Origin of the sequence: Guopingia tenuis (assembly GCF_014384805.1) — a bacterium.
GTDB classification, from domain to species: Bacteria; Bacillota; Clostridia; order Christensenellales; family Christensenellaceae; genus Guopingia; species Guopingia tenuis.
Genome location: NZ_JACRSS010000004.1, coordinates 1 through 26,651, shown reverse-complemented (window position 1 = coordinate 26,651; position 26,651 = coordinate 1). Strand labels below are relative to the sequence as shown.

General features: G+C 49.9%; 26 protein-coding genes and 4 tRNA genes. 15 read left to right on the top strand and 15 right to left on the bottom strand.

Annotated elements, in window-relative coordinates; genetic code table 11:
* The first annotated feature begins 24 nt into the window (after positions 1 to 24).
* From H8693_RS08365 to H8693_RS08320, 10 genes are all read left to right on the top strand, one after another.
* Entirely contained in the window at positions 25 to 819 is a 795-nt protein-coding gene (locus tag H8693_RS08365) for a CoB--CoM heterodisulfide reductase iron-sulfur subunit B family protein (protein WP_249280585.1), read from the top strand.
* Position 820: 1 nt separating this feature from the next.
* Complete coding sequence (locus H8693_RS08360) at positions 821 to 1,207, top strand: 4Fe-4S dicluster domain-containing protein (protein WP_178621710.1); 387 nt, start codon at positions 821 to 823, stop codon at positions 1,205 to 1,207.
* A 15-nt stretch (positions 1,208 to 1,222) separates the two neighbouring features.
* The gene (locus H8693_RS08355; protein ID WP_249280584.1) at positions 1,223 to 3,214 is read left to right on the top strand and encodes a CoB--CoM heterodisulfide reductase iron-sulfur subunit A family protein; all 1,992 of its coding nucleotides are present in this window, start codon (positions 1,223 to 1,225) and stop codon (positions 3,212 to 3,214) included.
* The gene (locus tag H8693_RS08350) at positions 3,205 to 3,648 is read left to right on the top strand and encodes a hydrogenase iron-sulfur subunit (RefSeq protein ID WP_178621706.1); all 444 of its coding nucleotides are present in this window, start codon (positions 3,205 to 3,207) and stop codon (positions 3,646 to 3,648) included. The genes H8693_RS08355 and H8693_RS08350 overlap by 10 nt, the downstream gene beginning before the upstream one ends.
* The gene (locus tag H8693_RS08345; RefSeq protein WP_178621704.1) at positions 3,633 to 4,607 is read left to right on the top strand and encodes a 4Fe-4S dicluster domain-containing protein; all 975 of its coding nucleotides are present in this window, start codon (positions 3,633 to 3,635) and stop codon (positions 4,605 to 4,607) included. Before H8693_RS08350 ends, H8693_RS08345 begins: the two co-directional genes overlap by 16 nt.
* Positions 4,607 to 5,629, top strand: coding sequence for a 4Fe-4S dicluster domain-containing protein (locus H8693_RS08340; RefSeq protein ID WP_249280583.1), 1,023 nt, complete (start codon positions 4,607 to 4,609; stop codon positions 5,627 to 5,629). Before H8693_RS08345 ends, H8693_RS08340 begins: the two co-directional genes overlap by 1 nt.
* The gene (locus H8693_RS08335; protein ID WP_249280582.1) at positions 5,629 to 6,456 is read left to right on the top strand and encodes an FAD/NAD(P)-binding protein; all 828 of its coding nucleotides are present in this window, start codon (positions 5,629 to 5,631) and stop codon (positions 6,454 to 6,456) included. The genes H8693_RS08340 and H8693_RS08335 overlap by 1 nt, the downstream gene beginning before the upstream one ends.
* An 18-nt stretch (positions 6,457 to 6,474) precedes the next feature.
* A complete protein-coding gene (locus H8693_RS08330; RefSeq protein ID WP_178621700.1) occupies positions 6,475 to 7,149 on the top strand; it encodes a 4Fe-4S dicluster domain-containing protein in 675 nt (224 codons plus the stop codon).
* Positions 7,150 to 7,162: 13 nt separating this feature from the next.
* Complete coding sequence (locus H8693_RS08325; RefSeq protein ID WP_178621698.1) at positions 7,163 to 8,761, top strand: FAD-dependent oxidoreductase; 1,599 nt, start codon at positions 7,163 to 7,165, stop codon at positions 8,759 to 8,761.
* Between the two features lie 99 nt (positions 8,762 to 8,860).
* Positions 8,861 to 9,148, top strand: coding sequence for a hypothetical protein (locus tag H8693_RS08320; protein WP_178621697.1), 288 nt, complete (start codon positions 8,861 to 8,863; stop codon positions 9,146 to 9,148).
* A gap of 863 nt (positions 9,149 to 10,011) precedes the next feature.
* On the opposite strand, the gene H8693_RS08315 is transcribed toward H8693_RS08320, so the two are convergent.
* The 7 genes from H8693_RS08315 to H8693_RS08285 form a co-directional block, all read right to left on the bottom strand.
* Positions 10,012 to 10,087, bottom strand: a tRNA-Ala gene (locus H8693_RS08315).
* Positions 10,088 to 10,191: 104 nt separating this feature from the next.
* Entirely contained in the window at positions 10,192 to 10,749 is a 558-nt protein-coding gene (gene efp, locus H8693_RS08310; RefSeq protein ID WP_178621695.1) for an elongation factor P, read from the bottom strand.
* 14 nt (positions 10,750 to 10,763) lie between these two features.
* Positions 10,764 to 11,828 carry a M24 family metallopeptidase gene (locus tag H8693_RS08305; protein ID WP_249280581.1) on the bottom strand — a complete coding sequence of 355 codons (1,065 nt, stop codon included), beginning with the start codon at positions 11,826 to 11,828 and terminating at the stop codon, positions 10,764 to 10,766.
* Positions 11,825 to 12,688 carry a TIM barrel protein gene (locus H8693_RS08300; RefSeq protein WP_249280580.1) on the bottom strand — a complete coding sequence of 288 codons (864 nt, stop codon included), beginning with the start codon at positions 12,686 to 12,688 and terminating at the stop codon, positions 11,825 to 11,827. The genes H8693_RS08305 and H8693_RS08300 overlap by 4 nt, the downstream gene beginning before the upstream one ends.
* On the bottom strand, positions 12,685 to 14,217 hold the full coding sequence (locus tag H8693_RS08295) for a lipopolysaccharide biosynthesis protein (protein ID WP_249280579.1): 1,533 nt from the start codon (positions 14,215 to 14,217) through the stop codon (positions 12,685 to 12,687). Before H8693_RS08295 ends, H8693_RS08300 begins: the two co-directional genes overlap by 4 nt.
* 665 nt (positions 14,218 to 14,882) lie before the next feature.
* Positions 14,883 to 14,958, bottom strand: a tRNA-Val gene (locus H8693_RS08290).
* 4 nt (positions 14,959 to 14,962) lie between these two features.
* A tRNA-Glu gene (locus H8693_RS08285) sits at positions 14,963 to 15,038 on the bottom strand.
* A 573-nt stretch (positions 15,039 to 15,611) separates the two neighbouring features.
* Between H8693_RS08285 and H8693_RS08280 the strand changes: the two genes are divergently transcribed.
* The 3 genes from H8693_RS08280 to H8693_RS10805 all read left to right on the top strand — a co-directional run bounded on the left by H8693_RS08280 (position 15,612) and on the right by H8693_RS10805 (position 16,941).
* Positions 15,612 to 15,986, top strand: coding sequence for a helix-turn-helix domain-containing protein (locus H8693_RS08280; protein ID WP_249280578.1), 375 nt, complete (start codon positions 15,612 to 15,614; stop codon positions 15,984 to 15,986).
* Positions 15,983 to 16,207, top strand: a complete 225-nt coding sequence (locus H8693_RS08275; RefSeq protein ID WP_249280577.1) for a hypothetical protein — start codon at positions 15,983 to 15,985, stop codon at positions 16,205 to 16,207. The genes H8693_RS08280 and H8693_RS08275 overlap by 4 nt, the downstream gene beginning before the upstream one ends.
* A gap of 146 nt (positions 16,208 to 16,353) precedes the next feature.
* Positions 16,354 to 16,941 carry a sugar O-acetyltransferase gene (locus H8693_RS10805; protein ID WP_249280576.1) on the top strand — a complete coding sequence of 196 codons (588 nt, stop codon included), beginning with the start codon at positions 16,354 to 16,356 and terminating at the stop codon, positions 16,939 to 16,941.
* A gap of 390 nt (positions 16,942 to 17,331) precedes the next feature.
* Here H8693_RS10805 and H8693_RS08265 read toward each other — a convergent pair whose 3' ends face one another.
* A complete protein-coding gene (locus H8693_RS08265) occupies positions 17,332 to 18,690 on the bottom strand; it encodes a sodium-dependent transporter (RefSeq protein ID WP_249280575.1) in 1,359 nt (452 codons plus the stop codon).
* Positions 18,691 to 19,048: 358 nt separating this feature from the next.
* On the opposite strand from H8693_RS08265, the gene H8693_RS08260 reads away from it, so the two are divergent.
* Positions 19,049 to 19,125 (top strand) — tRNA-Met (locus H8693_RS08260).
* A gap of 286 nt (positions 19,126 to 19,411) precedes the next feature.
* Here the strand turns inward: H8693_RS08260 and H8693_RS08255 are convergent.
* From H8693_RS08255 to H8693_RS08225, 7 genes are all read right to left on the bottom strand, one after another.
* Positions 19,412 to 20,206, bottom strand: a complete 795-nt coding sequence (locus tag H8693_RS08255) for an SDR family NAD(P)-dependent oxidoreductase (protein WP_249280574.1) — start codon at positions 20,204 to 20,206, stop codon at positions 19,412 to 19,414.
* Positions 20,203 to 21,066 (bottom strand): SDR family NAD(P)-dependent oxidoreductase, encoded by an 864-nt coding sequence (locus H8693_RS08250; RefSeq protein WP_249280573.1) that lies wholly within the window; start codon positions 21,064 to 21,066, stop codon positions 20,203 to 20,205. Before H8693_RS08250 ends, H8693_RS08255 begins: the two co-directional genes overlap by 4 nt.
* Positions 21,056 to 21,784, bottom strand: coding sequence for a DUF1700 domain-containing protein (locus H8693_RS08245; RefSeq protein ID WP_249280572.1), 729 nt, complete (start codon positions 21,782 to 21,784; stop codon positions 21,056 to 21,058). The genes H8693_RS08250 and H8693_RS08245 overlap by 11 nt, the downstream gene beginning before the upstream one ends.
* Positions 21,753 to 22,097 carry a PadR family transcriptional regulator gene (locus H8693_RS08240; protein WP_249280571.1) on the bottom strand — a complete coding sequence of 115 codons (345 nt, stop codon included), beginning with the start codon at positions 22,095 to 22,097 and terminating at the stop codon, positions 21,753 to 21,755. Before H8693_RS08240 ends, H8693_RS08245 begins: the two co-directional genes overlap by 32 nt.
* A gap of 785 nt (positions 22,098 to 22,882) precedes the next feature.
* Complete coding sequence (locus H8693_RS08235; protein WP_249280570.1) at positions 22,883 to 24,670, bottom strand: AAA family ATPase; 1,788 nt, start codon at positions 24,668 to 24,670, stop codon at positions 22,883 to 22,885.
* Positions 24,667 to 24,987, bottom strand: a complete 321-nt coding sequence (locus tag H8693_RS08230; protein ID WP_249280569.1) for a hypothetical protein — start codon at positions 24,985 to 24,987, stop codon at positions 24,667 to 24,669. Before H8693_RS08230 ends, H8693_RS08235 begins: the two co-directional genes overlap by 4 nt.
* The gene (locus H8693_RS08225) at positions 24,969 to 26,048 is read right to left on the bottom strand and encodes an ABC-three component system protein (protein WP_249280568.1); all 1,080 of its coding nucleotides are present in this window, start codon (positions 26,046 to 26,048) and stop codon (positions 24,969 to 24,971) included. Before H8693_RS08225 ends, H8693_RS08230 begins: the two co-directional genes overlap by 19 nt.
* Before the next feature lie 382 nt (positions 26,049 to 26,430).
* Here H8693_RS08225 and H8693_RS08220 point away from each other — a divergent pair.
* On the top strand, positions 26,431 to 26,651 hold a 221-nt coding region (locus tag H8693_RS08220; protein ID WP_249280567.1), incomplete at its 3' end, for a helix-turn-helix domain-containing protein.

Below are 26,651 nucleotides of genomic sequence, written 5' to 3'. Positions count from 1 at the left end.
GGGGAAGAAGAAAGGGAAACATCTATGAAATTTAGTTATTATCCCGGCTGCACACTCAAAACCAAGGCCAAGGAGCTGGACAGATATGCCCGCCTCTCGGCCGAGGCTCTGGGGTTCACTTTGGAGGAGCTCCCGGAATGGCAGTGCTGCGGCGGCACATATCCCATGGCAAAGGACGAGATCGCAACCAAGCTCTCCTCCGTCCGTGCCCTGGCTTCGGCGAGGGACGCAGGGCAGGATCTGGTGACGCTCTGCTCGGCCTGCCATAACGTCATTAAGCAGGTCAACAGCGACATGCAGAACGACGAAAACATCGCCCTCAAGGCCAACAACTATCTCCAGCTGGAGGAGGAATACCACGGCGAAACCAGAGTTCTTCACTATCTGGAGGTCCTGCGGGACGTGGTTGGCTTTGATGAAATTGCCAAAAAAGTGACCAACCCCTTGAAGGGACGCAAAATCGGCGCCTACTATGGCTGCCTGCTCCTGCGCCCCGGCAAGGTGATGCAGATGGACAATCCGGAAAATCCGGCGATTCTCGAGGATTTCATCCGCGCCATCGGCGCGACCCCCGTCAAATATGCCATGCGCAACGAGTGCTGCGGCGGCTATGTGACGCTGGAGGACCCCGAAATCTCCCGGAAGAAGAGCGGCGCCGTCCTGCATAACGCCAAGGACAGCGGCGTGGAAATGCTCGCGACGGCATGTCCCCTCTGCCTGTATAACCTGAACCAGAACCCCGACGGCTATGATATCCCGGTGGTTTATTTCACCGAGCTTCTGGCCGAGGCTCTCGGATTGAAAGAAGGAGGAAACTGAAATGGAAAACAAAGTGACCAAGGAAACCATCCTCCGCATCAGTGGTGTCAATCCCCGCAAATGCATGCGCTGTGGCAAATGTTCGGGCACCTGCCCCTCCTATGACGAGATGGAATACCATCCCCATCAGTTCGTCTATATGGTGGAAAACGGCGAGATTGAACCGCTTCTGAAATCCAAATCCATCTATAAATGCCTTTCGTGCTTTGCCTGCGTGGAACGCTGCCCGCGGGATGTGGAGCCGGCCAAGCTGGTGGAGGCCATCCGCCTGGCTGTCATCCGCCAGCAGGGCGAAAACCATTTGAAGCCCGAGACCATTCCCGAGGTTTTGAATGCGGATCTGCCGCAGCAGGCCATCGTCAGCGCATTTCGGAAATACAGCAAATAAGGAGGAGAAAAAGCAATGCAAAGAATCGGCGTTTTTATATGCCATTGCGGCACGAACATCGCGGCAACCGTGGATGTCAAAGCCGTTGCGGAAGCTCTGAAACATGAGCCGGGCGTAGTTTTCTCCACAGATTATCCATATATGTGCTCGGAAGCGGGCCAGAACATCGTCAAAGACGCCATCCGGGATTATCATCTTTCGGGCGTCGTGATCTGTTCCTGTTCGCCCCGCATGCACGAGGCCACCTTCCGCAAGGCGGCGGCAGTGGCCGGCCTCAACCCCTATATGGTGGAGATCGCCAACATTCGGGAACAGTGTTCCTGGATTCATAAGGATATCCCCCAGGCCACCGAAAAGGCCATTACCCTCGGGAAAGCCGCCATTGCCAAGGTGCATCTGAACGCTCCCCTCTATGCCGGCGAAAGCCCGGTTGTCAAGCGGGCGCTGGTCATCGGCGGCGGCATCGCCGGCATTCAGACCGCCTTGGATATCGCGGACGCGGGCTTCCCGGTGGATATCGTGGAAACCAAGCCCACCATCGGCGGGAAAATGACCCAGCTGGACAAAACTTTCCCGACGCTGGACTGCGCCGCATGTATTCTGACGCCCAAAATGGTGGACTGCGCGCAGAACGAAAATATCAAAATTTATTCCTACAGCGAAGTCACGGACGTAAAGGGCTTCGTGGGCAACTTCACGGTGACCATCAAGCGCAAGGCGCGCTATGTGGATGAAACCAAGTGCACAGGCTGCGGCATCTGCACGGAAAAGTGTCCCATGAAGAAGGTCCCCAACGAGTTCAACCTGGGCATGAACAACCGTTCCGCGGTCTATATTCCCTTTGCCCAGGCCGTTCCCAAGGTCGCTACCATCGACCCCGAGCACTGCAACATGCTCAAAAAGGGCAAATGCGGTCTCTGCGCCAAAGTCTGCACGGCGGGAGCCATTGACTATAAGCAAAAGGACGAATTCATCGAGGAACAGTACGGCGCCATCGTCGTAGCCACGGGCTATAATCCCATCAACCTGGATAAATTCGATGAATTTGCCTATTCCCAGTCTAAGGACGTCATCACCTCTCTGGAGTTTGAGCGGCTGACCAACGCCGCCGGCCCCACCAGCGGCACGCTGCTGCGTCCCTCGGACGGCAAGCATCCCCACACCATCGTGTTCGTCCAGTGCGTGGGGAGCCGGGATACCTCCGGCTGCGGCAAGGAATACTGCTCCAAGATCTGCTGCATGTATACCGCCAAGCACGCCATGCTGACCCGGGAAAAATATCCGGATACCGACGTTTACGTTTTCTATATCGACGTCCGTACCCCCGGCAAGAGCTTCGACGAGTTCTATCGCCGGGCTGTCGAGCAATACGGCGTCCACTATATCAAGGGTATGGTGGGCAAGATTGTTCCCCAGGCGGACGGCACACTGGCCGTGCAGGCTTCGGATCTTTTAGACAACAAGCAGCTGCATATCAATGCCGATCTGGTCGTTCTGGCGGCGGCCATCGAGCCGGATAAGAGCGCGCGGCCTCTGGCCACCATGCTCACGGCCAGCATGGATACCAACGATTTCTTCACCGAGGCCCATCCCAAGCTGCGGCCGGTGGAAAGCCCGACGGCCGGCGTGTTCCTCTCGGGAACCTGCCAGGGCCCCAAGGATATCCCCGAAACCGTATCCCAGGCGGGCGCGGCGGCCTCCAAGGTCATCGGCCTGCTCTGCAAGGATAAGCTGACCTGCAACCCCTGCGTCGCCCATTCGGATGAGTGGATGTGCAACGGCTGCTCGGCCTGCGAAAAGGTCTGCCCCTATGGCGCCATCACCTATGAGGATAAGGAATTCCGCATGCCCGACCGGACGACGGCGATCCGCCGCGTGGCAATCGTCAACGAAGCGGTCTGCCAGGGCTGCGGCGCCTGCACGGTGGCCTGCCCCTCGGGCGCGATGGATTTGAAGGGCTTCTCCAACAGCCAGATTATGGCGGAGGTAGACGCGATATGCAAGTAAACAACAGTGAATTTAAACCGAAAATCGTGGCGTTTTGCTGCAACTGGTGTTCCTATGCCGGGGCCGACCTGGCGGGCACCAACCGTTTAAACTATCCGGCGGATGTGAAGATCATCCGCGTCCCCTGCTCCTGCCGCGTGAACCCCATGTTCATCCTGCGGGCCTTCCAGCGGGGCGCGGACGGCGTGATCCTCTGCGGATGCCATCCGGGCGACTGCCACTATACCACCGGAAACTACTATACCCGCCGCCGCATGACGCTGCTGTTCTCCATGCTCGACTATCTGGGCATTGAGAAGGAGCGGACGCGGGTGGAATGGGTTTCCGCCGCTGAGGGCGCGAAATTCGCCGCCACCATGAACGACTTTGTGGAAACCGTAACCAAACTCGGCGAGAATAAGAGATTGGAGGATTTACGATGCAAAGAGAAATGATCGAGCGCGCCAAGGCGCTTCTGGCCGATGGGACCGTCAACCGTGTCATCGGATGGAAGGCCGGCGAGTTTGACTATGACATCACGCCCGCCGTTTTCACCACGGCGGAGGAACTGGATGCAGGCTTCCTCTATAACGACCTCTGCGCGGCAAACCTCTCCAAATATCTCATCAAAGAGTCCCGCAAGGAGGGCAAGATTCTGGCGTTTCTGAAGCCCTGCGATACTTATAGCTTCAGTCAGCTTTTGAAGGAACACCGCATCTGGCGGGATCACGTCTATGTGATCGGCGTCCCCTGCGAGGGCAAGGTGGATGTGGATACCGTGAAGTCCAAGGGCATCACGGGCATCTGCTCCATGCGCTGCGACGGCGAAACCGTCCGCGTGGAAACCCTCTATGGCGAAGAATCCATCAAAAAAGACGAGGCCATGGCCGACCGCTGCCTGAACTGCAAGAGCAAAAAGCATGTGGTCTATGACGAGCTGATGGGCGAAGAGGGCGACGTGCTGGACAGCCACCGCTTCGATATGGTGGAAAAGCTGGAAAACATGACGCCGGACGAGCGGTTTGCTTTCTGGCGGGGCGAGCTTTCCCGCTGCATCCGCTGCAACGCCTGCCGCAATGTCTGCCCGGCATGTACCTGCGAAAAGTGCGTATTCGATAACGACGCTTCCGGCATTGCCCAGAAGGCGGCGGTGGATTCCTTTGAGGAAAACATGTTCCATATCATCCGCGCCTTCCATGTGGCCGGCCGCTGCACGGACTGCGGCGAATGTTCCCGGGTCTGCCCCCAGAACATCCCGCTGCACCTCCTGAACCGCAAGTTCATCAAGGATATCGATGAGCTGTATGGAGAGTACCAGGCCGGCGCCGATCCGGATACCAAGCCGCCGCTCAACACCTTCACCCAGGAGGATGCGGAGCCCAGCGTTATCTATGAAAGAGGAGGGAACAAGTGATGCTGAAACTTCCCATTGCAAAGCTCGACGAATTCTTCGCCGCCATCGCGGCAAAGGAAACGCTGTACCTCCCCGTAGATAACGAAGGGGGCCAGGCCCAGTATAAGGAATGGAAGGAAGGAGTTTCTCTCTCCCGCGCCCTCAACACCGTGCGCAGTGCGAAGGATTTCTTCTTCCCGCAGACGGAAAACCTGATGGAGTTCAAGACCCAGGGCAAAGCCATCGAAGTCATCGATTCCCGCAAAGAATCCGAAGATTTCGTAATTTTCGGCGTGCGCGCCTGCGATGCCCGGAGCTTCACCATTCTGGATAAAGTATTCCTAGTGGACCCGGTGGACACCTACTATAAGACCCGCCGGGAGCATGGAACCATCATTTCCCTGGCCTGCACACGGCCGGAGGAAACCTGCTTCTGTCCCCTGTTCGGCATCGATGCTACCGAGCCCGAGGGCGATATGCGCGGCTGGATGACTGAGGACGCCCTCTATCTCGAGCCGGTTACCGAAAAGGGCACAGCTCTGGCCCAGGCGCTGGGGGATCTTCTGGAGGATGCGGACGCCGCGCCTGTGGAAGAACAAAAAGAGAACACCAAAAAGATTCTGGAAAAGCTCCCCTTCTCCAAGCTGGATATGGAGGAATTTAACGGCGATAACCTGTTAAAGCTGTTTGATTCTCCCAAATGGGCCGGGCTTTCCGAAGCCTGTCTGGGATGCGGCACCTGCACCTTTGTGTGCCCCACCTGCCAGTGCTATGATATCCGCGATTTCAACACCGGGCACGGCATCCAGCGGTTCCGCTGCTGGGACAGCTGCATGTATTCGGATTTCACGCGCATGGCCCATGGCAACCCCCGGCTGACGCAGCTGGAGCGGTTCCGCCAGCGGTTCATGCATAAGCTGGTCTACTTCCCGTCCAATAACGACGGCGAATATGGCTGCGTGGGATGCGGGCGCTGCCTTAGCAAATGCCCGATTTCCATGAATATTGTCAAAGTCATCAAAACGCTGGGGGAGGATAAATAATGGATAGAGAAACGTTAATTCCGCAAGTTGGGGTTGTGACGGATATCCGGCAGGATACCCCCGACGTAAAAACCTTCCGCGTGGTGGGTCTGGATGGAAAAAAACTCTTCGAGCATATTCCCGGCCAATGCGCCATGGTTTCGGTGCCGGGCGTGGGCGAGGGCATGTTCTCCATCACATCTTCCCCCACCAACGAGGCCTATATGGAGTTCAGCATCAAAAAATGCGGCTGCCTGACCTCCTGGCTGCATATGATCGAACCCGACCAGCAGGTCACGGTCCGCGGGCCCTATGGCAACGGCTTCCCGGTGGAATCCGCGCTGAAGGGCAAAGACCTCCTGTTCATCGCCGGCGGCATCGGGCTGGCGCCTCTGCGCTCGGTCATCAACTATGTCCGGGATAAGCGGGAAAACTACGGCAAGGTGCAGATCGTCTATGGTTCCCGCTCCAAGGAGGATCTGGTGGATTACCAGGAGATCATCAATGAATGGATGAAGGACGATGGCGTGGAAGTGTTCCTGACCATCGACCGGGAACAGGAGGGCTGGGATGGCCATGTCGGCTTTGTTCCCAACTATGTCAAGGAGCTGAATCCGGATCTGGGGCTCACGGTCCTCATGTGCGGCCCGCCCATCATGATCAAGTTCACTCTGGCCGGCTTAAAGGAGCTGGGCTTCAAGGAAACCCAGGTATATACCACCATGGAGCTTCGCATGAAGTGCGGCGTCGGCAAATGCGGCCGCTGCAACATCGGCAATAAATATGTCTGCAAAGACGGCCCCGTGTTCCGCTTTGACCAGCTGGATGAGCTTCCCAGCGAATATTGATAAGGAGAGGTTTTCAAAATGGAAAATATGGTTCATGTGTATATTATGGGCAAGCAATATGAAGTGCCCGCAAGCCTGACGATCATGGGCGCCATTGAATATGCCGGCTATCAGCTCATCCGCGGATGCGGCTGCCGCAACGGTTTCTGCGGCGCCTGCGCCACGGTTTACCGCATCAAGGGAGACCGGGAGCTGAAGGCCTGCCTGGCCTGCCAGACCCAGGTGCAGGACAACATGTATATCGCCATGCTGCCCTTCTTCCCCATCGTCAAAGAAGTCTATGATATCGAAAAAATCAAGCCTACCGAACAGATTATGATGCAGCTCTATCCCGAAATCTATAGCTGCATTGGCTGCAACGCCTGCACCAAGAGCTGCACCCAGGGCCTGAACGTCATGCAGTATATCGCCTATGCCCAGCGTGGCGAATACGAAAAGTGTGCCGAGGAATCCTTTGACTGCGTCATGTGCGGCGTCTGCTCGTCCCGCTGTCCGGCGGGGATCTCGCATCCCCAGGTGGCCCTTCTGGCCCGCCGCTTGAACGGCAAGTATCTTGCGCCCAAGTCCCAGCATCTCGAGGACCGGGTCAAGGAAATCCAGAACGGCGACTTCAAGGAACTGCTGGAAGGACTCATGCAGAAGCCCATCGAAGAGATGAAAGAGCTCTATAACCACCGGGAAATCGAACAGTAAGGAGAAAATGGATATGTATACCAACGAAATGCTTGAATCCATGAAAAAAGTCGAGGCGGCCCGGAAGGAAAACGCCGCCCTGGAACCCCGCCGGATGACCGCGGAGGAAAAGGAAACTCTCCTTGCCACCTATCACCCGGACTATAAAAAGGGCGAATTTGCCGTTTTGCAGATCGGCCCCAATAAGGGAGAAAAAGTGCCCACCGAGCTGGCCGCCCTTCTGCAGGCGAACAGCCGTGTAAATCCGGCAGAAATTGATCTTTCTTCCCCGGATTATGACGTGGATGTTTTGATTATCGGCGGCGGCGGCGCGGGCGCGTCTGCGGCCATCGAGGCAGACAACAACGGCGCAAAGGTTATGATCGCCACCAAGCTGCGTATGGGCGACGCCAACACCATGATGGCAGAGGGCGGCATCCAGGCGGCGGATAAGCCCAACGATTCCCCCGCCATCCACTATCTGGACGCTTTCGGCGGCGGGCACTTTGCCGCCAAACCCGAGCTGCTCTATAAGCTGGTTAACGAAGCGCCGGAGGCCATCCAGTGGCTCAACAATCTGGGTGTGGAATTCGATAAGGATAAGGATGGCACCATGATCACTACCCACGGCGGCGGCACCTCCCGCAAGCGGATGCACGCAGCTAAGGACTATTCTGGAGCCGAAATCATGCGCACACTGCGTGATGAAGTCCTTAACAGAGAAATCCCTGTCGTCGACTATACAGCGGCTATTGAGCTGATTTTGGACGAAAACGGCCATGCGGCCGGCGCAGTTCTCATGAACATGGAAACAGAGGAAATCCTCGTGGCCCGGGCCAAGACGGTCATCATCGCCACGGGCGGCGCCGGACGGCTGCATTATCAGGGCTTCCCCACCTCCAATCACTATGGCGCAACGGCGGACGGCTTGATTCTGGGATACCGTGCCGGGGCTAAGCTTCTCTATGCCGATACCTTGCAATACCATCCCACCGGCGCCGCATATCCCGAACAGATCTTCGGCGCGTTGGTTACGGAAAAGGTCCGCTCCCTCGGCGCAAAGCTCATCAACGTCGACGGCGTTGCTTTCATGCATCCTCTGGAAACCCGTGACGTTGCCGCAGCTTCCATCATCCGGGAATGCTCGGACCGCGGCAAAGGCGTGCATACAGCCCAGGGCCAGGGCGTTTGGCTGGATACGCCCATGATCGAGCTGAAGGGCGGCGAAGGCACCATTGAAAAGCGGATCCCCGCCATGATGCGCATGTTTGCGAAATACGATATCGATATCCGCAAGGAACCCATCCTTGTCTATCCCACGCTGCACTATCAAAATGGCGGCCTGGATATCACGGATGACGGCCAGACGACGAACATCGAGAACCTGTTCGTGGCCGGCGAAGCCGTGGGAGGAATTCATGGCCGCAACCGCCTCATGGGCAATTCGCTGCTGGATATCATCGTCTTTGGCCGCAACGCCGGCCGCAATGCTTCGGCCAAGGCCAAAGATGTAAAGGTCGGCAAGCTGAGCCTGGAGCACGTCAGCAATTTCGCCAAGGAGATGGCGGATGCGGGCATCGAAAGCGATATTGTTTCGCCCAAGCTGCTCCCCGACTATCGCCGTAAAAAATAATCATTGATGCAAATAGGGCTTATATGCAGATGTCTGCGCCTGCGGGCATCTGCATCCCTATGTAATGAAATAATTTTATTTTAAAGGAGATTTTATCCCATGGAACTTGCAAGTATCTTTGAAACAATGATGATTATCTGCTTCGGAATTTCCTGGCCGATGTCCATCGTGCGCTCCTATCGCTCCCGCTCCACCAAGGGCAAGAGCCTGATGTTCAGCTGCTTTATCGCTTTTGGCTATGTCTGCGGCATCATCTCCAAAATCATGACCCAGACGTATAACCTGGCTTTCTGGTTCTATATTCCCAATATCATCATGGTTTGTACAGATATCTGCCTCTATTTCCGCAACCGGAAAATCGAAAAACGCGAAGCGGCCCAGGCATAAAAAATCAGATTTACTATTCTGTCAAAGAACCGGAAAGAGAGCTCTCTTTCCGGTTCTTTTTATTATTGTATTGCCTCTAAATCTCCCCCAGAATCCGTCGTATTCTAGGACGAGAAGAATATATCCGCTCCATTCTTTCCCCGTATATTCCCAATAAAGTCGCATTTTATTGGAACACACAATTTCCCAAAGGGTTTTCCTCCGGCCTCTTCCATTCGCGATATGCGCCGTCAGCAGTTTATCCTCCCCAACCAATCCCGCTCTTTTCGCCGCATTTAGTTTTCCCCAACTAAAAACCCATCCGGGGAATACCCTATTTCCTTATTGCCCATTGCATAAATGCTAACCCGCTGCCATGCATCCTCTTCTTCAACACATGGCATTTCCTCTTTTCTCCATTTGATAAAGGGCCGCTCGCTAAAGTACGGCCTAAGATCGCCTACAAATGCTTTTTCGCAAATAAATCGTGTAAGGCAAAACAAAAACCCGCTTAACAGTGGGTTTTTGCCGTGTTTTGTTTATTATTGACAAAATCTTTGGCTCGAGTATAAAAATATCGCAACCCACTCATGTGAATTACGATATTCGCCCGGGCCGTTGCCTGTGCCTAATATTGACCTTTTAGATGCAAGTCTTGCGGCTCGGAAAATGGGGCTGGTAGTGACCGAAGAAAACGTGTCTTTGTGGGGAAAAGGAGCAGTGACGGAGCGATTTAAAAACCTGCTCGGTTTTCCGAGCGGGTTATGAATCGCGAAGTCCACCGCGACGTGGCAGATATTGCCGAAATGGATATTTTCTTTCGGGCAACAAAAATATCGCAACCCACTAAAGTGAATTGCGATATCCGCTCGGGCAGTTGCCCGTGGTGGAGATAAGGAGATTCGAACTCCTGGCCTCTTACATGCGAAGCAAGCGCTCTACCAGCTGAGCTATACCCCCATTTTGGCTACGGATGTTATTATACATCCTTTCCATGAATTTTTCAACACTTTTTTCAAAAAAATGCGGGGTTTTTCTGCAAAACCCCGCATTCCCATTTTCTCTTAGACGCGCTCCATATATTCGCCGGTGCGCGTATCGATGCGGATCATGTCGCCGGTATTGATGAACAGCGGAACCATAACCTTGGCCCCGGTTTCCAGGATTGCCGGCTTGTTGCCCGCCGTCGCCGTGTCGCCTTTGAAGCCCGGCTCGGTCTCCGTGATCTGAAGTTCCACAAAGTTCGGCGGATCCACGGAAAACGCCTCGCCCTTGAAGAACTTGATGGTCACATTCATATTCTCCTTGATATAGGGCAGCGCCTCCTCCACCTTATCCAGGTTCAGCGGCAGCTGGTCATACGTTTCCGTATCCATGAAATAATACAGTTCCCCATCCGAATAGAGATACTGCATCTCTTTCTTCTCCACCATGGCCCGCGGGAATTTCTCCGTGGGGTTGAAGGTGCGTTCCAATACGTTCCCCGTCATGACGTTTTTAATTTTCGTGCGGACAAAAGCAGCGCCCTTCCCCGGTTTTACATGCTGAAAATCGACGATCATCCAAACCTGTCCGTCAATTTCAACAGTCATTCCTTTTCTAAATTCACCTGCAGATACCATGCATAAACCTCCGATTATTTAATAATTAAATCCTTCGCCGCCGTATAGAAGTTTTCGTACCCTTCTTCGGTAACAGCGATCATATCTTCAATGCGAACGCCGCCCTTCCCCGGCAGATAGATCCCCGGCTCAATGGTAATCACCATGTTTTCCTTAAGGACGTCCGTGGAATAGGCAGTGATGGCAGGGGCTTCGTGAATCTCGACCCCTACGCCATGGCCGGTTCCGTGTTCAAAATACGCGCCGTAACCGGCTTCTTGGATCACTGAACGCACCACCTGATCCACCTCATTGGCGCCGATCCCGGCCCGCACGGCCTCCAGACCCGCCAAATTCGCAGATTTAACAATATTATATATCATTTCCAGTTCTTCTTCAACCCCTGAAATGCCGATTGTACGGGTAAAATCCGTGCAGATTCCCTGATAGATGCAGCCGAAATCCATAGTCAGCAGATCGCCGGCCTGCAGCTTCCGGTGAGACACCGTCGCATGGGGCAGCGCGGCGTTCTCCCCGCTGGCAATAATGGGCGGGAAAGAGGGCACAGTTCCCTGCTTATTCAGGAAATACTGCAGCTCCGCCAGCAGATCAAATTCGCTGACGCCTTCCTTCACATAGTCTAAAATGTGCTCAAACGCCGCCTGGGTGATCTTTGCCCCCTCGCGCATGCGCGCCAGCTCCTCGGGCGTCTTGATGCTCCGAAGCCGCTTAAGCTCTTCATCAATATACGCATATTTCATAAACCAGGATTCCTGGTATTTCTGCATCAGGCTGATGGTCACAACCTCTTTTTCAATGCCCAGGCATTTGGTGCCATGCTTGTCTAAGAGCTTGTCGATCCGGCGCAGACGCTCGGCATGGGCCGCCTTGATATAGCGGAAGGTATCGCCCATTTCCCGTTCCGCCTGCTCAATATAGCGGCAGTCCGTGATAAAATACTGGTGGTTCTGCGTCACCAGAATCTGGGCACTGTCGCCGCTGAAACCCGACAGCCACCGGACATTCTCCGGGCTGATTAACAGCACTCCGTCGATATCGTTTCTGTTCATATATTCTCTGATCTGTTCCAATTTGTTCATTGCTGTCTTCCTGCCTTTGCTTGCTCAAACATCCTTTTCATGGCCAGGGCGTCCATTGCCATTGTCCCTTTGCTTTCGCAGATAATCCGCGGCTCCAGCCTTTTTTCCCAAAGGAGCGGCGCCAGCTGCTCAAAGTGCGGTCCATAGCCCTCCTCTGCGAAGGTGCGGTGCTGCTTTTCGCCCATAGCCGTATACTCAATTTTGGAAAAATGGACGTGCATGCGCGCTGTCCGCTCATGGCCAATGCCGTCCTCCAGGGCATCGAGAATTTTGCGAAAATCCTCCTGCGTCTGGATGGCTCCCCGGCCCCGGGTATGCAGATGCCCAAAATCGATGGTGGGCAGCACCCGCTCATCCACTTTTGCCAGCTGGATAATCTCAAAAAGATCCCCCAGCTGATTGATCTTTCCCATGGTTTCCGGGCAGAACGTCAGGTCTCCAAAGCCCTGTTCATCCATATTATTCATAATAGCAGAAAAGTTGCGGATTGTCATGTTAAATGCAAGATTTCTGTCCATTTTTGCGCAGGATCCCGGATGAAAAACCACCCGATCCGCTCCCAGCCATCGGGCCGCCCGGGCGCTCTCCAGAAAATACGACGTATTCTTGGCGATCTTCTCCGGATCGTCTGTCGCCAGATTGATAAAATACGGCGCATGGACGCTGAGGGCCACGCCGTATCTGCGGGCCTCTTCCCCGATTTTTCCTGCCGTCTCCTCTTTTAAACGCACACCGCGGCCAAAGGAAACCTCATAGGCATTGAGCCCCATCCGGGCCACCCATTCCATGGCTTCTACTGTATGTTTATGGCCCTCTTCATAAAAAGCATCCGAATTTCCTGCCGGACCAAACCGTATCACGATGCTGTCACTCTCCTCTTCTTTCTGTGGGACCGCCGTTTCAGCACACCCATGACCATGTTGCGGAGCATATGGCAGTCCTTTGTTTTCCAAAAGATTCCCAGCATGATGGCGTTGGGAATGACCAGGCAGAAAAACAGCCGGCCGATGAAGGTGAGAATCGTATTCACCGGGAACACCGCGTCGCAGGCCAACTTGGTTACCCAGCAGGAGAGGGCGGTCGTCAGGAAATAGGCCGCATATTTGACGAAATATTCGGCGCAGCCGCGTTTAAATCCATAGCGGTGCAGAATAAGCGGCTCCAGCCAGAGCAGCGTGGAGACCGTGGAAACTGCGGTTCCAATGAATACGCCCTCCAGGCCCAGCGTCGGCGCCAGCCAAATGGAGACGACCACATTGATAATTGCCGCCATCATGGGGACATATTTTCCTTCCCGGAACACACCCATGGTATCCCGGAAAGTGATATTCACCTGCCGCATGCCTGTCATATAGAAATTCAGCACGATCCAAAAGACGACCGGCAGGCTCAAAAGCCATTCCGAGCCAATCCACAGCTCAATGAATGGGTTAAACAGCACCCAGAAGCAGACCGTGCTGAATCCAAAGAGCCAGAAATTCCCGAAATAAATCGCGTTATACACATTATATTTCGTCTCGTTCGACTCTTCCACATTCAGATTGCCGACACTGGCTGTAATCGCATGGAACACCTGCTGCAGCAGATTTTTAATCGTTGTCGTCAAAAGCAGATAGTTAGAGTAAATGCCGCTCTCCACAATGCCAACCATAGCGGAAATGACGATATTATCCGTCCCGTTGATAATCACCTGCCCGGTACGATAGAACACCAGTGCCCCCATATTGCGGTAAATTCCCCGTTTTTCCCGCCGGCGCAGCGATTCGTTATTGCGCTTTTTGATATAGGGATACATCTTGTTGGCGATGAGCATGGTGATGATATTCTGCAGAATATTCGTCCCCACCTGGATGGAAAGCGTCAGGATATAGTTATGCGTCAGCAACATGACCACAATCTGCACGCCATAGCAGAGAATGGAGGTGGAATACACCACATTAGTCACGATATAATTTTTCTGGTGAGCCGTGATCAGCGTCCCTTTATAGGCAAAGAAGTAAGTCGATGCCGTATTGGCCACAAAGAGCAGGAAGATCACCTGCAGATCCGGAATATCCTGGTCGGTCTTCACCAGATACCGTATAAACGGCGTCATCGCCAGACCCATGCCGATGATGACCATACCGATGGTGCGGTACGCCCGCCCATACATGTTCATCAGCGCCTGGATTTTGTGGGTGTCGTGCTCGGCCACCGGCTTGTACATGGCGTAGATAATCGCCGTCCCCACGCCCAGGTCCGCCAGAGAGAACACCATGAGGATGTTGGTAAACAGTCCGTTTACGCCCAGGTATACCTCCCCCAGGGTGTTGACAAACACCGTCCGCATGGCAAAACTCATGAGGATATTCAGAATCTGTCCGCCCAGGGCGAACGCAATATTTCGCATGGAATTCCTTGATCTTTCCAAAACCTGGATCCCACCTCCGTTTTTGAAAAAACATATATTCTAGTATTCTAACACATTTTACCTAAAGTCATAACAAATTGCAAATTTTTCTAAGAAAGGACAAAATACCCGCTTTCCCGTGCAGATTCTGCTTTATGCCCCTTTTCCGCAGACTCGTTTGAAAAAATTTTTCCGTATTGTTCACGGAATGGGGAATCCCGGATAACCCAAATACGCTAAGGCGCCCCCTGAAAAATGAGACCGCCCGGCCGCCCCGATGGCATGCCCCTTGCAGAACAGAAGCCCTGGCAGCAAGAAAGATCCTCTTTATCCCTATTATAGCGCAGCAGAAACTGCCGGCAAAATTGCCCGCACCCTCCAGGAAACAGCTCCCCCACTCCGGTGCAGCAGGCCCCGCCCCGCAAGAAATGGAAAAAAACGAATGGCCAAGGGCCGCATATGGCGCAAACAAAAATTTTTCCCGCGGGCATATCTGGAATTTTCTTTGGAAGAGGAGCAGCCGCATCTTTTATGAAAAAAACACCGCAAACGATAAAAATCCTGCGTCCATATGGCAGAGACAGCCGTATGGGGCATTTCTTTTGGGCATAAAAATACCGCAACCCACTTTTGTGAATTGCGATATTCGCCCGGGCCGTCGCCCGTGGTGGGAGCAACAGGGCTCGAACCTGTGACCCCCTGCTTGTAAGGCAGGTGCTCTCCCAGCTGAGCTATGCTCCCAAAATGGTGACCCCTAGGAGACTCGAACTCCTGTTACCGCCGTGAAAGGGCGGTGTCTTAGACCGCTTGACCAAGGGGCCGCAAATAACGGACATGCTATATAATACACAATCCCCTGCCCATTGTCAAGTGTTTTTCCCAATTTTTCTATGGAAAAATCCTATGCCGCAGCTCTTCTCCGTTTCCTGCCCGCCGGGAAGCAAAAAGCGGCCGGGATTGGCAGCGGCCGCAAACCAAAACGACTATGCATGTCTCCCATTTTCCCAACAGCCAATCCAGAGTTATGGGCGGATACTGCGCGTTTGAAGCGCACCGCTGTATTAGCGAAGAATTTTCATCAGCCGATCCATCAGGCTGTCCGGCAGGAAACGTGCGGCTATATGAGCCAAAGCGAGAATGGCGCTGATTACAGTAACTCCGATGCAGATTTCCAACATATCTTTTTTCTCCTCATTTGTTTTGTTTTCTAAACTTTATTTGCAAAACATTCCCTTATTCAGAGTAATGTTTAGTTTTCTAAATTCAATTGTATCTTATCACGTTTTCCGCAAGAATGCAAGATATTTTTTTAGTTTTCTAAATTTTTTTAGTTTATGGTTGCGTTTTCCCAATTTCTATGATATCCTTATATTTATATAAAAGGAGGATTGCCCATGGCCACCATTGCAAGCCGTCTCCGGGAAGCCCTAAGCGTCCGGGGGATGAAACAGATTGAATTATCGGAAAAAACCGGGATCAATAAGGGAGCGATCAGCTCCTATCTATCGGGAAAATACGAACCCAAGCAGGCCAATGTCGCCTCTTTGGCCCAGGTTCTCAGCGTCAATGAAGCCTGGCTTTTGGGCAAGGATGTCCCCATGGATACTCCCATCCCTGCCCCGGCAGTGGACAGCGAACTGGGAGAATATCTCGAGGAACTGAAAAACCGCTCGGAGATGCGCATGCTTTTCCAGCTGGCCAAGGGAGCCACCAAAGAGGATGTGGAAAAAGCTGTTCGCATCATTGAGGCGCTTCGTCAAAGCGAATGATAGAAAATACAGTGGTGCGCTATATCCGCCTCCCGGTCACCGTGCGCGCCGTGACAATTCCCAGCGAGGATGGTTTTTTCAACATTTATATTAACTCCGCCTTAAATACTGCGGCCCAGCGCGCAGCATATCTCCATGAGCTGCGCCATATTGCAAAAGATCATTTCTATGACGATAACCCGGTATCTCAAAACGAAGCGGAGGCAAACGGCCGTTCCTAATTCTTGTTTTATCATTCATTTTATTTCGCCTGCCCTGGGCCCTGTGCCGTCAGGGCATTTTTCTTTCCCATCACTCGCTTTTATGTGTTTTTTAGGGTATACTGCAAGAAGATGAGAAACAAAAAAAGAGAAAGGAAGAATTTTCTATGACAGAATGGGAAAAAGCCAGGGCCGGACTTTTGTATAACGCCAACCATGATGCATTGCTGCTGGAAGAACGGGCTATATGCAAAGATTTGTGCTTCCAATATAACCGATGCCGCCCCTCTGCTGACGGCGAGCAGCGCAGGCTTCTGAAAAAGCTCCTGGGCGAAATGGGCGACCGTGTCGTCATCACCCCTCCTTTCTGGTGCGATTATGGAAAAAATATCTTCATAGGCCACGATTTTTATGCCAACCACAACTGCATCATTCTGGATGGTGCGCCGGTGACCTTCGGGGATTTTGTTTTTATTGGGCCAAATTGTTGTTTTTCCACAGCCGGACATCCTCTGGATGCAGGTCTGCGGGATGAGGGATTGGAATTTGCCCATCCCATTTCCATTGGCAGCCATGTCTGGATCGGCGCCAATGTTACGGTCCTTCCCGGAATAACCATCGGCAACGGCGCTGTCATTGGAGCGGGAAGCGTCGTGACCCGCGACGTTCCGGAAAATGTGATTGCCGCCGGCAATCCCTGCCGTGTGCTGCGGGAAATCACAGATGCTGACCGGCAGAGATACAAACAGATCTGATCTGCAGCATCCCCCTCCGTTGCAGGGTATCAGCACCCGTATATAAGAAGTATCGCCCGGATAAAATTTTGTTTCTTCCCTGCGGCTTCCGGCAAAGATGCTTAGGATATCCTATTTTTCAGCCCCTCTCCAGCGGCGCAATCTTCGGTTCCTGCCAGCAAAAATATCCCGGCAGGCATGCTTTTTTCTGATCCAAAAAACAGGAACGCAGGGGAATCCGTCTTTAAAAAATCACGGCACTTCCAAATAAAATTCCCGTTTCTTCGTTTATCTTTTCTTTCCTGTATGTATCCAAATCGCCGCAGCACCAGCCTGCAAAAAAGAGACTGCACAACGATATGCGTTATGCAGTCTCTTTCTGTTTCTGCCAAATCTGTATTGTTATATTGCCTAGAAGGCCGCCAACAGCCCAACACCCTGCAATACAGAACAGATCAAAATGGCCGCCACAATCACAGGGGCGATATACTTAATAAACACCTCAAAGAGCTTTTTCCGCCGGAACTTTGCGCTAAGCTCCACCTCGTCCGTGATAGCTTTGGGCTTGATGACATATCCAATGAAGATACACGTCAGCAGCGCCACAATCGGCATCAAAACGGAATTGCTGATAAAGTCAAAAATATCCAGGATTGTCTTTCCATCCCATTGGATATGGCTCCACATCCCAAACCCAAAGGAAGATGGCAGGGCCAGAAGAATAATAATCGCCAATGTGATAAAACAGGATTTCTTCCGGGAGATATGAAATTTGTCGCAGAAGATCGAAACTACCGTTTCCATCAGCGAAATCGCCGATGTCAGGGCTGCAAAAAGCACCAGCAGGAAGAAGAGAGCGCCGATGACATTGCCCGCCGGCCCCATGCTGTGAAAGACCTTGGGCATCGTGTTGAACATCAGGGAGGGGCCCTGGGAAAGCGCCGCCTGATCGCCGCCGGAGAACACAAATACCGCCGGAACAATCATCAGCCCTGCCAGCAGCGCAATGCCGGTATCAAAATACTCGATCTGTTTGACGGACTTTTCCAGATTTTCCTTTTTTCCCATATAGGAACCATACGTCACCATAATTCCCATGGCAAGCGACATGGAATAGAACATCTGCCCCATGGCCGCCAGCACGGTTTCGATGGAGAATTTTGAAAAATCGGGTTTAAAATAATAGGCGACGCCCTCCATCGCGCCGGGCAGTGTAATGGAGTAGATCGTGACAGCGATGGTCAGAAGAACCAGCACGGGCATCAGAAATTTGCTGACCTTTTCAATGCCCTTCTGCACGCCGGTCAAAACCGTAACAAACGTGAGGCCGATAAAGACTGCCAGCCAGATCAGCGGCATCCAGTCGTTGCTGATGAAGGAACTAAAATAAGCGTCGCCCGCCGTGGCCGCGCCCATTCCCGTGACGAAATCGGCAAAGTATTTGGTCACCCACCCGCCAATGACGCTGTAGTAAGGAACAATGATAATGGGAACGATGGCAGACAGGACGCCCAGAAATGCCCATTTGCGGTTGAGGGAACGATAGGCGCCGATCACCGAAAGCCCGGTCTTTCTCCCCAGGGCGATTTCCGCCACCATCAGAGAAAAACCAAAAGTAACTACGAGCAGGACATAGACCAGAAGAAAGATCCCACCGCCATATTTTGCCGCAAGATAGGGAAACCGCCAGATATTGCCCAACCCGACGGCCGAACCTGCCGCGGCCAAAACAAAGCCAATGCGGCTCGAAAATGAACTGCGTTTTTCCATAAAGCTCAACACTCCGAATATATTTTTGCCCAGACTGTCCCGCTTTCCCGCAGGCAAACAGGCCCAGGGGCACCGGCAGTAAGGAAAAGATGGAACCATGACAAAGCATGTATTGATTTTTTAATGATACCATGTCCGTCCTCTTTATTCAAGGGGCCTGGGGAATAGCAGGCATATATCGCCAAAACCGGGGGCCGATCCTTTATATAAACCCCGGAATTGCACAAGTGCAGAAACAAAAATAAAAATCCTCCCGCCAAATAAAAAACTGCCGTTTTCCCTATTGACTTTCCCTGGAGGAATGGTATAATGAATAAGGATTTTCGTTGGCGGCAGGACAGGCTCCAAGGAGAAATATGGCGGTGTAGCTCAGTTGGCTAGAGCATTCGGTTCATACCCGGAGTGTCATGTGTTCGAGTCACATCACCGCTACCATATCGCAGCAGATTGGGCTGCATAAAAGGCCTCGCAAATTGCGAGGCCTTTTACATTTTCTGTTTTATCTCCAAAGCGGCGTATCTTCCGATTCTCTGCGCCCCGGCGCTGGCTCCCCGGTTCCGCCTTTTTCCGTTTGGTGGCACTAAATGGGTTTATTTCCATAGAATGCTCCCAGCAAAGTGAGCCGCTCTCCCAAAAGAATCGCTTTTTTACCAGCGCCGTCACCCCAATGAGGAAAACGATCCATCCAGGCCGGCCTTTGGAAAGAAAAGCCAGGCGGATATCAAAGCTGCATCCACTTCTTTTGCGTATGGTTCCACCGCCAATATACGGCCGCCGCTACCGTCCGGCGCGGTATGATCCTGCCGAGCACGGAGAGAAATCGGTTGAATCCCCCGGGAATATATGTGCCGCTTCCTCTAAGCATCCGGTCTATCGTCTTCCGGGCGACCTTTTCCATGGGAACCGTTGTCACCCTGCCGAAAAAGCCCTGCGCTTCAATGGCGGCGGTCACCTCTTCATTGGTAACCATACCTCCCGGGCAGAGCGCCAGCACATTGGCGTTTTCGTGCTTCAGCTCCTGCCCGAGCGCCAATGCAAAGTCATATAGAAATCGCTTGGAAGCAGCATAAGTGGCCTTCAGCGGCATGGGAAACATCGAAGCAAGGCTGGATACAAATACTGTATAGAAAGGTTTCTTTTCTCTCCGACGCTGCAAAACGCCATGCGTGATCCGCAGGGTAGCCGCGTCGTTCAGGCTTACGATTTTTACCACTTTTTCCCGCTCCCTGTCCTGGAATCCCCCTTCAAAATCAATCCCCGCCACATTGAGCAACATATCAAAGCGAATGTTGTGGCGGTCTATCTCGCGGAATAGCGCGTCCACATCCCCGCAGTCCGTCAAATCGCATTTTTTTGCTGCTGCTATAATGCCATACTGCCGTTCCAGGCCGATTTTGATGGCCTCCAAACCGGCTTTGTTTCTATCCGTCAAAAACAGGTTATATCCCCGTTTGGCACATTCGATTGCCATAACCCGCCCCAGTCCTCCGGCGGCGCCCGTTATCATTACATTCATTGCGCTACCTCGCTGTTCTGTTCTGTCCCGCAGAGGCAGTGGCTCAGCTGAAATAAACGGTCTGCATTCTGCCCGGTCACCTCGCGGCTATATTTGCACGGCTGGCATTTGCAGTAGTATAGTCCCGCAGGATGCGTTTCCTGCCGGCATATCCAGCCATAGGTTTGGGCCGACACTGCGGGAGATATGCCAAAAGGCTTGCGGAAATGCCATACAATTTTTACAATGCCCCCCGCTTTGTCTCCTATGTCCGTCTTTACAAGGCCGGGATCAACCACAAAAGCGCGGATCCCCATTCCTGCATAACGGTCATTCAATCCCTTCGCCAGAAGCATGCCGCAGAGCTTGGATTGTTTATATGCCGTCAGCGGATGATATCTATGGGTAAGCATAATATCGTCCCAGTGAACCCGGATTCCTTTGTGGGATTCGCTCCCGGTCATAATCACTCTGCCCCTGCCCTTTATCAGGTCGGGCAGCAGCTTATGCGTCAACAGGAATGCGGCCAGATAATTCAGCGCAAACTGCCGTTCTATTCCATCCTCGGATGTGGTGTAATAGCTCTGGGCGCAGCCGGCGTTGTTAATCAGCGCAAACAGCTCCCCATTGCCTTTCTCTGCCAGAATATCATGGATCTCCAGAGCCACGCGGAGAACCTCGCGCTGATGATACAGATCCGCCGTGAGATAGGCAACATCAGCTTCGGGTGCGGCTTCCAGAATATATTTGCGGGCCGCATGGCATCTTTCCCCGCTTCGGCCTATGCCGATCACCCGAAACCCTTCTTTGGCAAGCAGCGCCGCGGTTTCCAACCCGATGCCCGATGTCGCTCCGGTAATTACAACCGTTTTATCCGACATAGCCAAACCACCTCCAAGTGTGCCAAAACTGCACGCTCCCCGCCGAAATGCCGCAGATAATAAAGCCCGCAATAAAGCACACGGCAAACACGGCCACTGCCAGCAGAGAGAGCTTTTTCAGATTACGCTTCATTTTGGCAGAAAACTGCGGATATGGCGCCACAGACGGCAATGCGGCGCCTCCTGAGACAGAAGCAAGTGTGTTTCTATGGAAGCGGCAGAAGGAGCGCATAAGCTGGCGGATAAAGCCAAAGAAATATATGCTCCCAACAACCGAAAGAATGGTTAAGGCCGCAAAAGCAACGCCGAATAGAAAGGCGCAGTGATACGGCATCGCCGGAAGCAAGGCAAATACAGAAATTCTCATATTTGCAAGTAACCCGATGGATACGGCTCCAAATGCAGCGGCAAGCGCCGCCATGACGATTTCCCAAGCGAACATAAGGATATAAAATATGCCAAAGAAGAAATCGGCCACACCCAGTCCCATCCGTGTTATGACTTTTTTGCCGCCTTTGCCCTCCGCGGGAGAAGCATCGTATTGTGCCGCAATGCCTTTGGGATCCCCGAGCTTTGCAGCGATTTCCTCTTCTGCATAACCATCGGCCAGCTTAAAGGCGAAATGCTGTTCATATTCTTCGATTATATCGGAGATTTCCGATATATTCCTGCGCTTTAATTCTATTTCAAGAGTTTCGATAAATTGTTGTTTCGTCATCGCTATCATCCTCCAACATTTTCTTTACGGCTCCGGCAAACTGCAGATATGTGTTGCGGTCCTTTTCATAGGTCTCTTTTCCCAACTCTGTCAAAGAGTAATATTTGCGCGGCGGCCCGCCGCTTTCTTCCTGCAAATAAGTGGTCAATAAACCATCTGCTTTCAGTTTTCGTAAGATAGGGTATACCGTACCGTCGGCGATGTCGATCTGCCGGGAAAGGGACTCGGAAATTTCATAGCCATAGCAATCCCGCTTTTTCAGCAATGCCAATACACACAGCTCCAGCACACCCTTTTTGTATTGTATGCCCATATGCAGCCTCCTTTCAAAATGATATGCGCATATCATTTACTATTATATTATATTTAGTAGTGAAAAAAGTCAACAGTTTTTTATCAAATACTTGACATTTTTTCCAGCCGAAATTCATCAATAATTGCTTTCCATATCTTTCTGAAAATATATAATTATCGATCGATGGAAAATTCAGTACATAGGAAAGGGTAATTAAATCCACTGCCGCTAACTATAAGGCAAATATAAGTTTTTGAAAAAAATATGATTTAAACTATCGATTTCAAAGCCGAGAAAAGATGGCGGCACAGTTTAGGCGTTATGCCCGTGTTTACAAGGGCATAGCCGCAGCAAACGTGACTTTTCTTGGAAAAGGAGCACCAGCGGCATAAGATAATGACCCCATCGCTTTCGCGATGGGGTCATGTCAAAGTCGCTTGATGCGACGTGGCAGATATTGCCGGAATGGATATTTCCCTTCAGGCAAAAAATCGCAGCCCACCAAAGTGAATTGCGATATTAGGGGATTGACACTGTCTGCTAGGAAGCGTTGACAAAAAGATCTCTTTCTGCTTCTATGATTTCTAATTCTAATGCAAGATCGATTGCTTCATCAATGCATTTCCGTATAAAATTTCTAGTCTTGCTACTTGGCAAGTCTGATTGCTAAGAGTAAAATATTTTAAATTTTTTCATATTGCTCACTTACCAGACCAGTTACTATCTAATCATTAAATAAAAATTCCGCTTTTGATAAAATGTTCGAATAACGGACACCATTCACATAAACATAGCCTTACTCCTTATGAAGGAATAAATCCTCTGCGAGCATTGCCTTCGTGATTAAATTGGACATAGTTATACTGATAGCCATATTTAATATCTTTATTCTCAAAGATGATAACTTGATGAAGACAATCTTCTTCCAAAATGTCTTCAATCATTTTCTTTTCCATATAGTCGTCAACCCACTCACCATCTTTATCTTTTTTACGTTCTTTTAGAGAGACAAGCGGTGAATCAAGTATAACAAATCCGGGATGTAGACGATTATTTTTAAAGCAATAGCGCATTAATCCTATGACCATGGCAGATAGAATAAATGCCCTATAGCCTTTTCCCCAGTCAGAGCGGGCTTTCCCATCAATGGATAGATCCAGCGTTTCATCATCAAAAGTCACATCCACATTTTCTTGAAATCCCCACTTCTTTAGTACGCTTGCAATTTCGCTACAATAATCATTATAAAGAGATGAAACAGACTTACTCTTGGATTGCTTTGATTTTCTAACTTTTTCACTGTACGCAATAATATCCATTTCAACGGAGGCTAAATCTTGCTGGTAAATTTCAAGAGATTTTTTCATTGCATCTAATTGCCTAATTATTGCAATATTTTTACTGAGCGTGAACAACGAAGCTTGTTTTTCTGCAATAATTTCTGACAGTTGAGAGTTCTCATTTAATAAACATCCAATGGCTTCTTTATTACCGTTAAATCGCTCTTTGATATCATTAATTGAATATGTCAAATCTTGGATTTTACTTTTTAGTTGAACGGTGTGACTTTTAAAATACTCAAATAGAGTTTCACTACTATCTGAATCGATTACACTTGATGTAATCGGCTGGCGACAGACAGGACAATCCAGATGCGGAAGTTGCTCAAGAAAATCAGCATATGTTGAGACCATACCATTTCGTTTTAGTTCTTCTGCATAATGCTGATGTAAAATTTCAAATTCAGAAATTTTGGCATCATCTTCAAAGCAAAGTTTTTTTAATTCATCAATCTTAGCTTGATTTTGAGTTATCTGTGCATTTAAGTAAGATATATAGTCTCGCAGTTGGCTTATTTCTTCCATCATTAGCTGTGTGGTTTCTGATTTTGTATATAGTTGATAATTCGGATTTTCTTTAATTGCTGTAATTTTTCCTTTTAATATATCTTTTTTCTTTAAAAGAAACTGCACGATTCCTGCCCGACGAATGTTTTCATTTTCTATATCATCAATTTCTTCAATGTTTTGATCATCTGATCCACTTATTATATATTTGAGAACAGATTTTCTAACAGTCTTTTCCGTATACTGAATAGACTGAAAAGACGATCCCTCTGCAATAATATCTGTTTCGTCAACTGTTATTAAATGTACTAAGTCACGAAACGAAAGTGTACGCTTTTGGTTTTTTTGATTCTTTTTTAAGTAAGCATTCTCAGAGTGGCCTTGCAATAATTGCAGTAAGTATCTAGAAAGATTTTTTGCGTTTTCTGGGTCATGCTTATAAGGCATAGTTAAATGTTCATCATTATGCACGATGCAAACCTTGCTTGACCCAATGGTTCTCTCAATTCTATATACATCATCATTGACGCTGAATTCCAATGTAATCTCGTTATAACCTTTGGCTTCAACGATACTCTTGGGGGGATTTTCACCACCTAGTATATAATTGATGCATTGAAATGCAAATGTTTTACCCGTGTCGGAATCACCAGTAACTACATTTAACCCTCTTTCAAAGGTCAAAACTGCATCTTCTTTTCCATGTCCAGAAAGAGTAAGTTTTTTAAGCATCATTCTTTTCATAGTATATACCCTCGTACTTTCTCACACAGTTCTTTTGCGTTGATATTTGTCCGACAAACTGTTGAGAAAAAGTATTGTCCGAATTCTGTAATCTTGTAGCACACTTTTTGTTTGTCATCAAAATCAGCAGAAATAATACCATGAGATACTAGATCTGCAATTGCTACAAGTGGCGACAATTTTGAAATTTTCGCCCGTCTACAAATTTGCTCAATAGTATCAAGTGACAGCGCACTTGGATGAGTATAAAAAATCATTCCAACTACCATATGCTCAAAAAGAATATCTGAAATATGCTCTAGTTTGTATTCGTCCATACGATATCTCTTCTTTCGTTAGCCAACTGATGGCATATTCCCTGTCTATCTTGTGGGTGAACTAAATCATACTTTGACAAAAGATTATGATTTAAATCTATTCGAACGACTTGTGCCATAACATCATTTAGACGCTCATATCCATCACTATAGAATTTCCCAAGAAAATCATATATGCCATAATAAATATCCTCAGCCAAATCTTCGAAATAATCGCTAGTTAATAAATGCTTAGATGCAAAGGCCTTTAAGTTTTCAGCTGAATAAAAACGCTCTCGATGAACCTTCAGATTTTTCATATATTGGGGAAATCTTTGTTCCAACTCTGATATAGTATCAATTGAAACTTTTTCTTTTTCAGAGATTGCGGCAAGGTATTTCTGGATATATACTGTTTCGTATTTTTGAACTACATCAGGTACGATAATATGTCTATCTCGTTTTATCGTTAATCCCCCACCAAAACGAAACGCATAAAATGCGGTGGATTTATGTTCTTCAATTACTTCCAGCATAGACTTTGTCTTTATAATACTAAAGTCAAATTTTTCGATATACGATTTGATCCCAGAATCGAGAGCTATTGGCTCTTTTGTAATTCTAGTCCGACAATTACTATCCCATTTTTCTATGACTATCCTATTTATCTCAGATGGGTTATCAATTAAGTCATTTAGTTTAGGTCCAATATCCATTGGAGCTAAAATGTAGTATTCGTGTGGAAGAGGAATTTCACCATTGTATGTATAGTAAACCAACTTGCCAAACTCCGGTAACATATCACTAGGAGTTAAAGGATGATCATAGTGCTTGCATTGATAATATGAGTAGTGATTATTTTCATCTTTGGCCACAACATCGCGACCCTTATCACCTGCACCTCCGAAGCCGCGAACTTGATATTTGTTTTTTAATGATACAACCCATTCCCGTATAAACAATTCAAATTCCTTATCGTCATAACTTTTTACTCGTTCATATGGGACTCGAGTGTCACCCTCTGCATCCTTAATGATAACCTTTTCTGGTGCAGGAAACGGTGCTAAACATTCAAAATTCATATCTTCTACCCCCTATATTTTGAGGCACGAATAAAATTAAAAAGTATTTTTGCAACTTGTTTTTAAAAATTATACAACAAATTTCCCTATTTCTCAACGAGAAAAGCTGGTACAGAGAGACCTAGGCAGCGCCCAATCTGCCAGCATTTCTTTGTGCCTGCTTCTTAATGAAGGAGCTGGGTAAATTTCAAATCCGCCGACGAAGCGGATACGGATCTTTTCTTCGGAGCGTACGGTGACTCGTTCAACCACTCGATATACCAAGGTGTCGGAAAACTCCATAAGGTCGAGATCTTCTGCGAAGATACGCAGCATATCTTGTTCATGACGGAAGCTACTTGAATAAATATATGTTATCCTTATTGCCAAAGGAGTTGATAGCATGAATTATAAATATAGCATCGAAGAAAGGCAAAAGATTATCGAGCGGTACATATCAGATGGCGAAACAGCGGCCAGTATCATTGCTAGTACCGGCGTCCCAAAAAGTACTTTTTATAGTTGGCTAAAAACATATCGAGAAGAGCAAGAAAACAACAAACGAAAACCTGTTAACATTCGCAACTTTCATCTGCTTGAAAATAAGGTTGCTCGTTTAGAAGG

Excerpts from the sequence above, each read along its gene's own strand:
- H8693_RS08355 (WP_249280584.1), top strand. The coding sequence starts at position 1,223 with ATGCAAAGAATCGGCGTTTTTATATGCCATTGCGGCACGAACATCGCG.
- H8693_RS08255 (WP_249280574.1), bottom strand. The coding sequence starts at position 20,206 with ATGAATGTAATGATAACGGGCGCCGCCGGAGGACTGGGGCGGGTTATG.
- H8693_RS08225 (WP_249280568.1), bottom strand. The coding sequence starts at position 26,048 with ATGAATTTTGAATGTTTAGCACCGTTTCCTGCACCAGAAAAGGTTATC.
- H8693_RS08330 (WP_178621700.1), top strand. The coding sequence starts at position 6,475 with ATGGAAAATATGGTTCATGTGTATATTATGGGCAAGCAATATGAAGTG.
- H8693_RS08240 (WP_249280571.1), bottom strand. The coding sequence starts at position 22,097 with ATGGGCATACAATACAAAAAGGGTGTGCTGGAGCTGTGTGTATTGGCA.
- H8693_RS08245 (WP_249280572.1), bottom strand. The coding sequence starts at position 21,784 with ATGACGAAACAACAATTTATCGAAACTCTTGAAATAGAATTAAAGCGC.
- H8693_RS08235 (WP_249280570.1), bottom strand. The coding sequence starts at position 24,670 with ATGAAAAGAATGATGCTTAAAAAACTTACTCTTTCTGGACATGGAAAA.
- H8693_RS08335 (WP_249280582.1), top strand. The coding sequence starts at position 5,629 with ATGGATAGAGAAACGTTAATTCCGCAAGTTGGGGTTGTGACGGATATC.
- H8693_RS08275 (WP_249280577.1), top strand. The coding sequence starts at position 15,983 with ATGATAGAAAATACAGTGGTGCGCTATATCCGCCTCCCGGTCACCGTG.
- H8693_RS08320 (WP_178621697.1), top strand. The coding sequence starts at position 8,861 with ATGGAACTTGCAAGTATCTTTGAAACAATGATGATTATCTGCTTCGGA.
- H8693_RS08280 (WP_249280578.1), top strand. The coding sequence starts at position 15,612 with ATGGCCACCATTGCAAGCCGTCTCCGGGAAGCCCTAAGCGTCCGGGGG.
- H8693_RS08250 (WP_249280573.1), bottom strand. The coding sequence starts at position 21,066 with ATGTCGGATAAAACGGTTGTAATTACCGGAGCGACATCGGGCATCGGG.
- H8693_RS08350 (WP_178621706.1), top strand. The coding sequence starts at position 3,205 with ATGCAAGTAAACAACAGTGAATTTAAACCGAAAATCGTGGCGTTTTGC.
- H8693_RS08345 (WP_178621704.1), top strand. The coding sequence starts at position 3,633 with ATGCAAAGAGAAATGATCGAGCGCGCCAAGGCGCTTCTGGCCGATGGG.
- H8693_RS08305 (WP_249280581.1), bottom strand. The coding sequence starts at position 11,828 with ATGAACAAATTGGAACAGATCAGAGAATATATGAACAGAAACGATATC.
- H8693_RS08295 (WP_249280579.1), bottom strand. The coding sequence starts at position 14,217 with ATGCGAAATATTGCGTTCGCCCTGGGCGGACAGATTCTGAATATCCTC.
- H8693_RS08230 (WP_249280569.1), bottom strand. The coding sequence starts at position 24,987 with ATGGACGAATACAAACTAGAGCATATTTCAGATATTCTTTTTGAGCAT.
- H8693_RS08265 (WP_249280575.1), bottom strand. The coding sequence starts at position 18,690 with ATGGAAAAACGCAGTTCATTTTCGAGCCGCATTGGCTTTGTTTTGGCC.
- H8693_RS08365 (WP_249280585.1), top strand. The coding sequence starts at position 25 with ATGAAATTTAGTTATTATCCCGGCTGCACACTCAAAACCAAGGCCAAG.
- H8693_RS08360 (WP_178621710.1), top strand. The coding sequence starts at position 821 with ATGGAAAACAAAGTGACCAAGGAAACCATCCTCCGCATCAGTGGTGTC.
- H8693_RS10805 (WP_249280576.1), top strand. The coding sequence starts at position 16,354 with ATGACAGAATGGGAAAAAGCCAGGGCCGGACTTTTGTATAACGCCAAC.
- efp (WP_178621695.1), bottom strand. The coding sequence starts at position 10,749 with ATGGTATCTGCAGGTGAATTTAGAAAAGGAATGACTGTTGAAATTGAC.
- H8693_RS08325 (WP_178621698.1), top strand. The coding sequence starts at position 7,163 with ATGTATACCAACGAAATGCTTGAATCCATGAAAAAAGTCGAGGCGGCC.
- H8693_RS08340 (WP_249280583.1), top strand. The coding sequence starts at position 4,607 with ATGCTGAAACTTCCCATTGCAAAGCTCGACGAATTCTTCGCCGCCATC.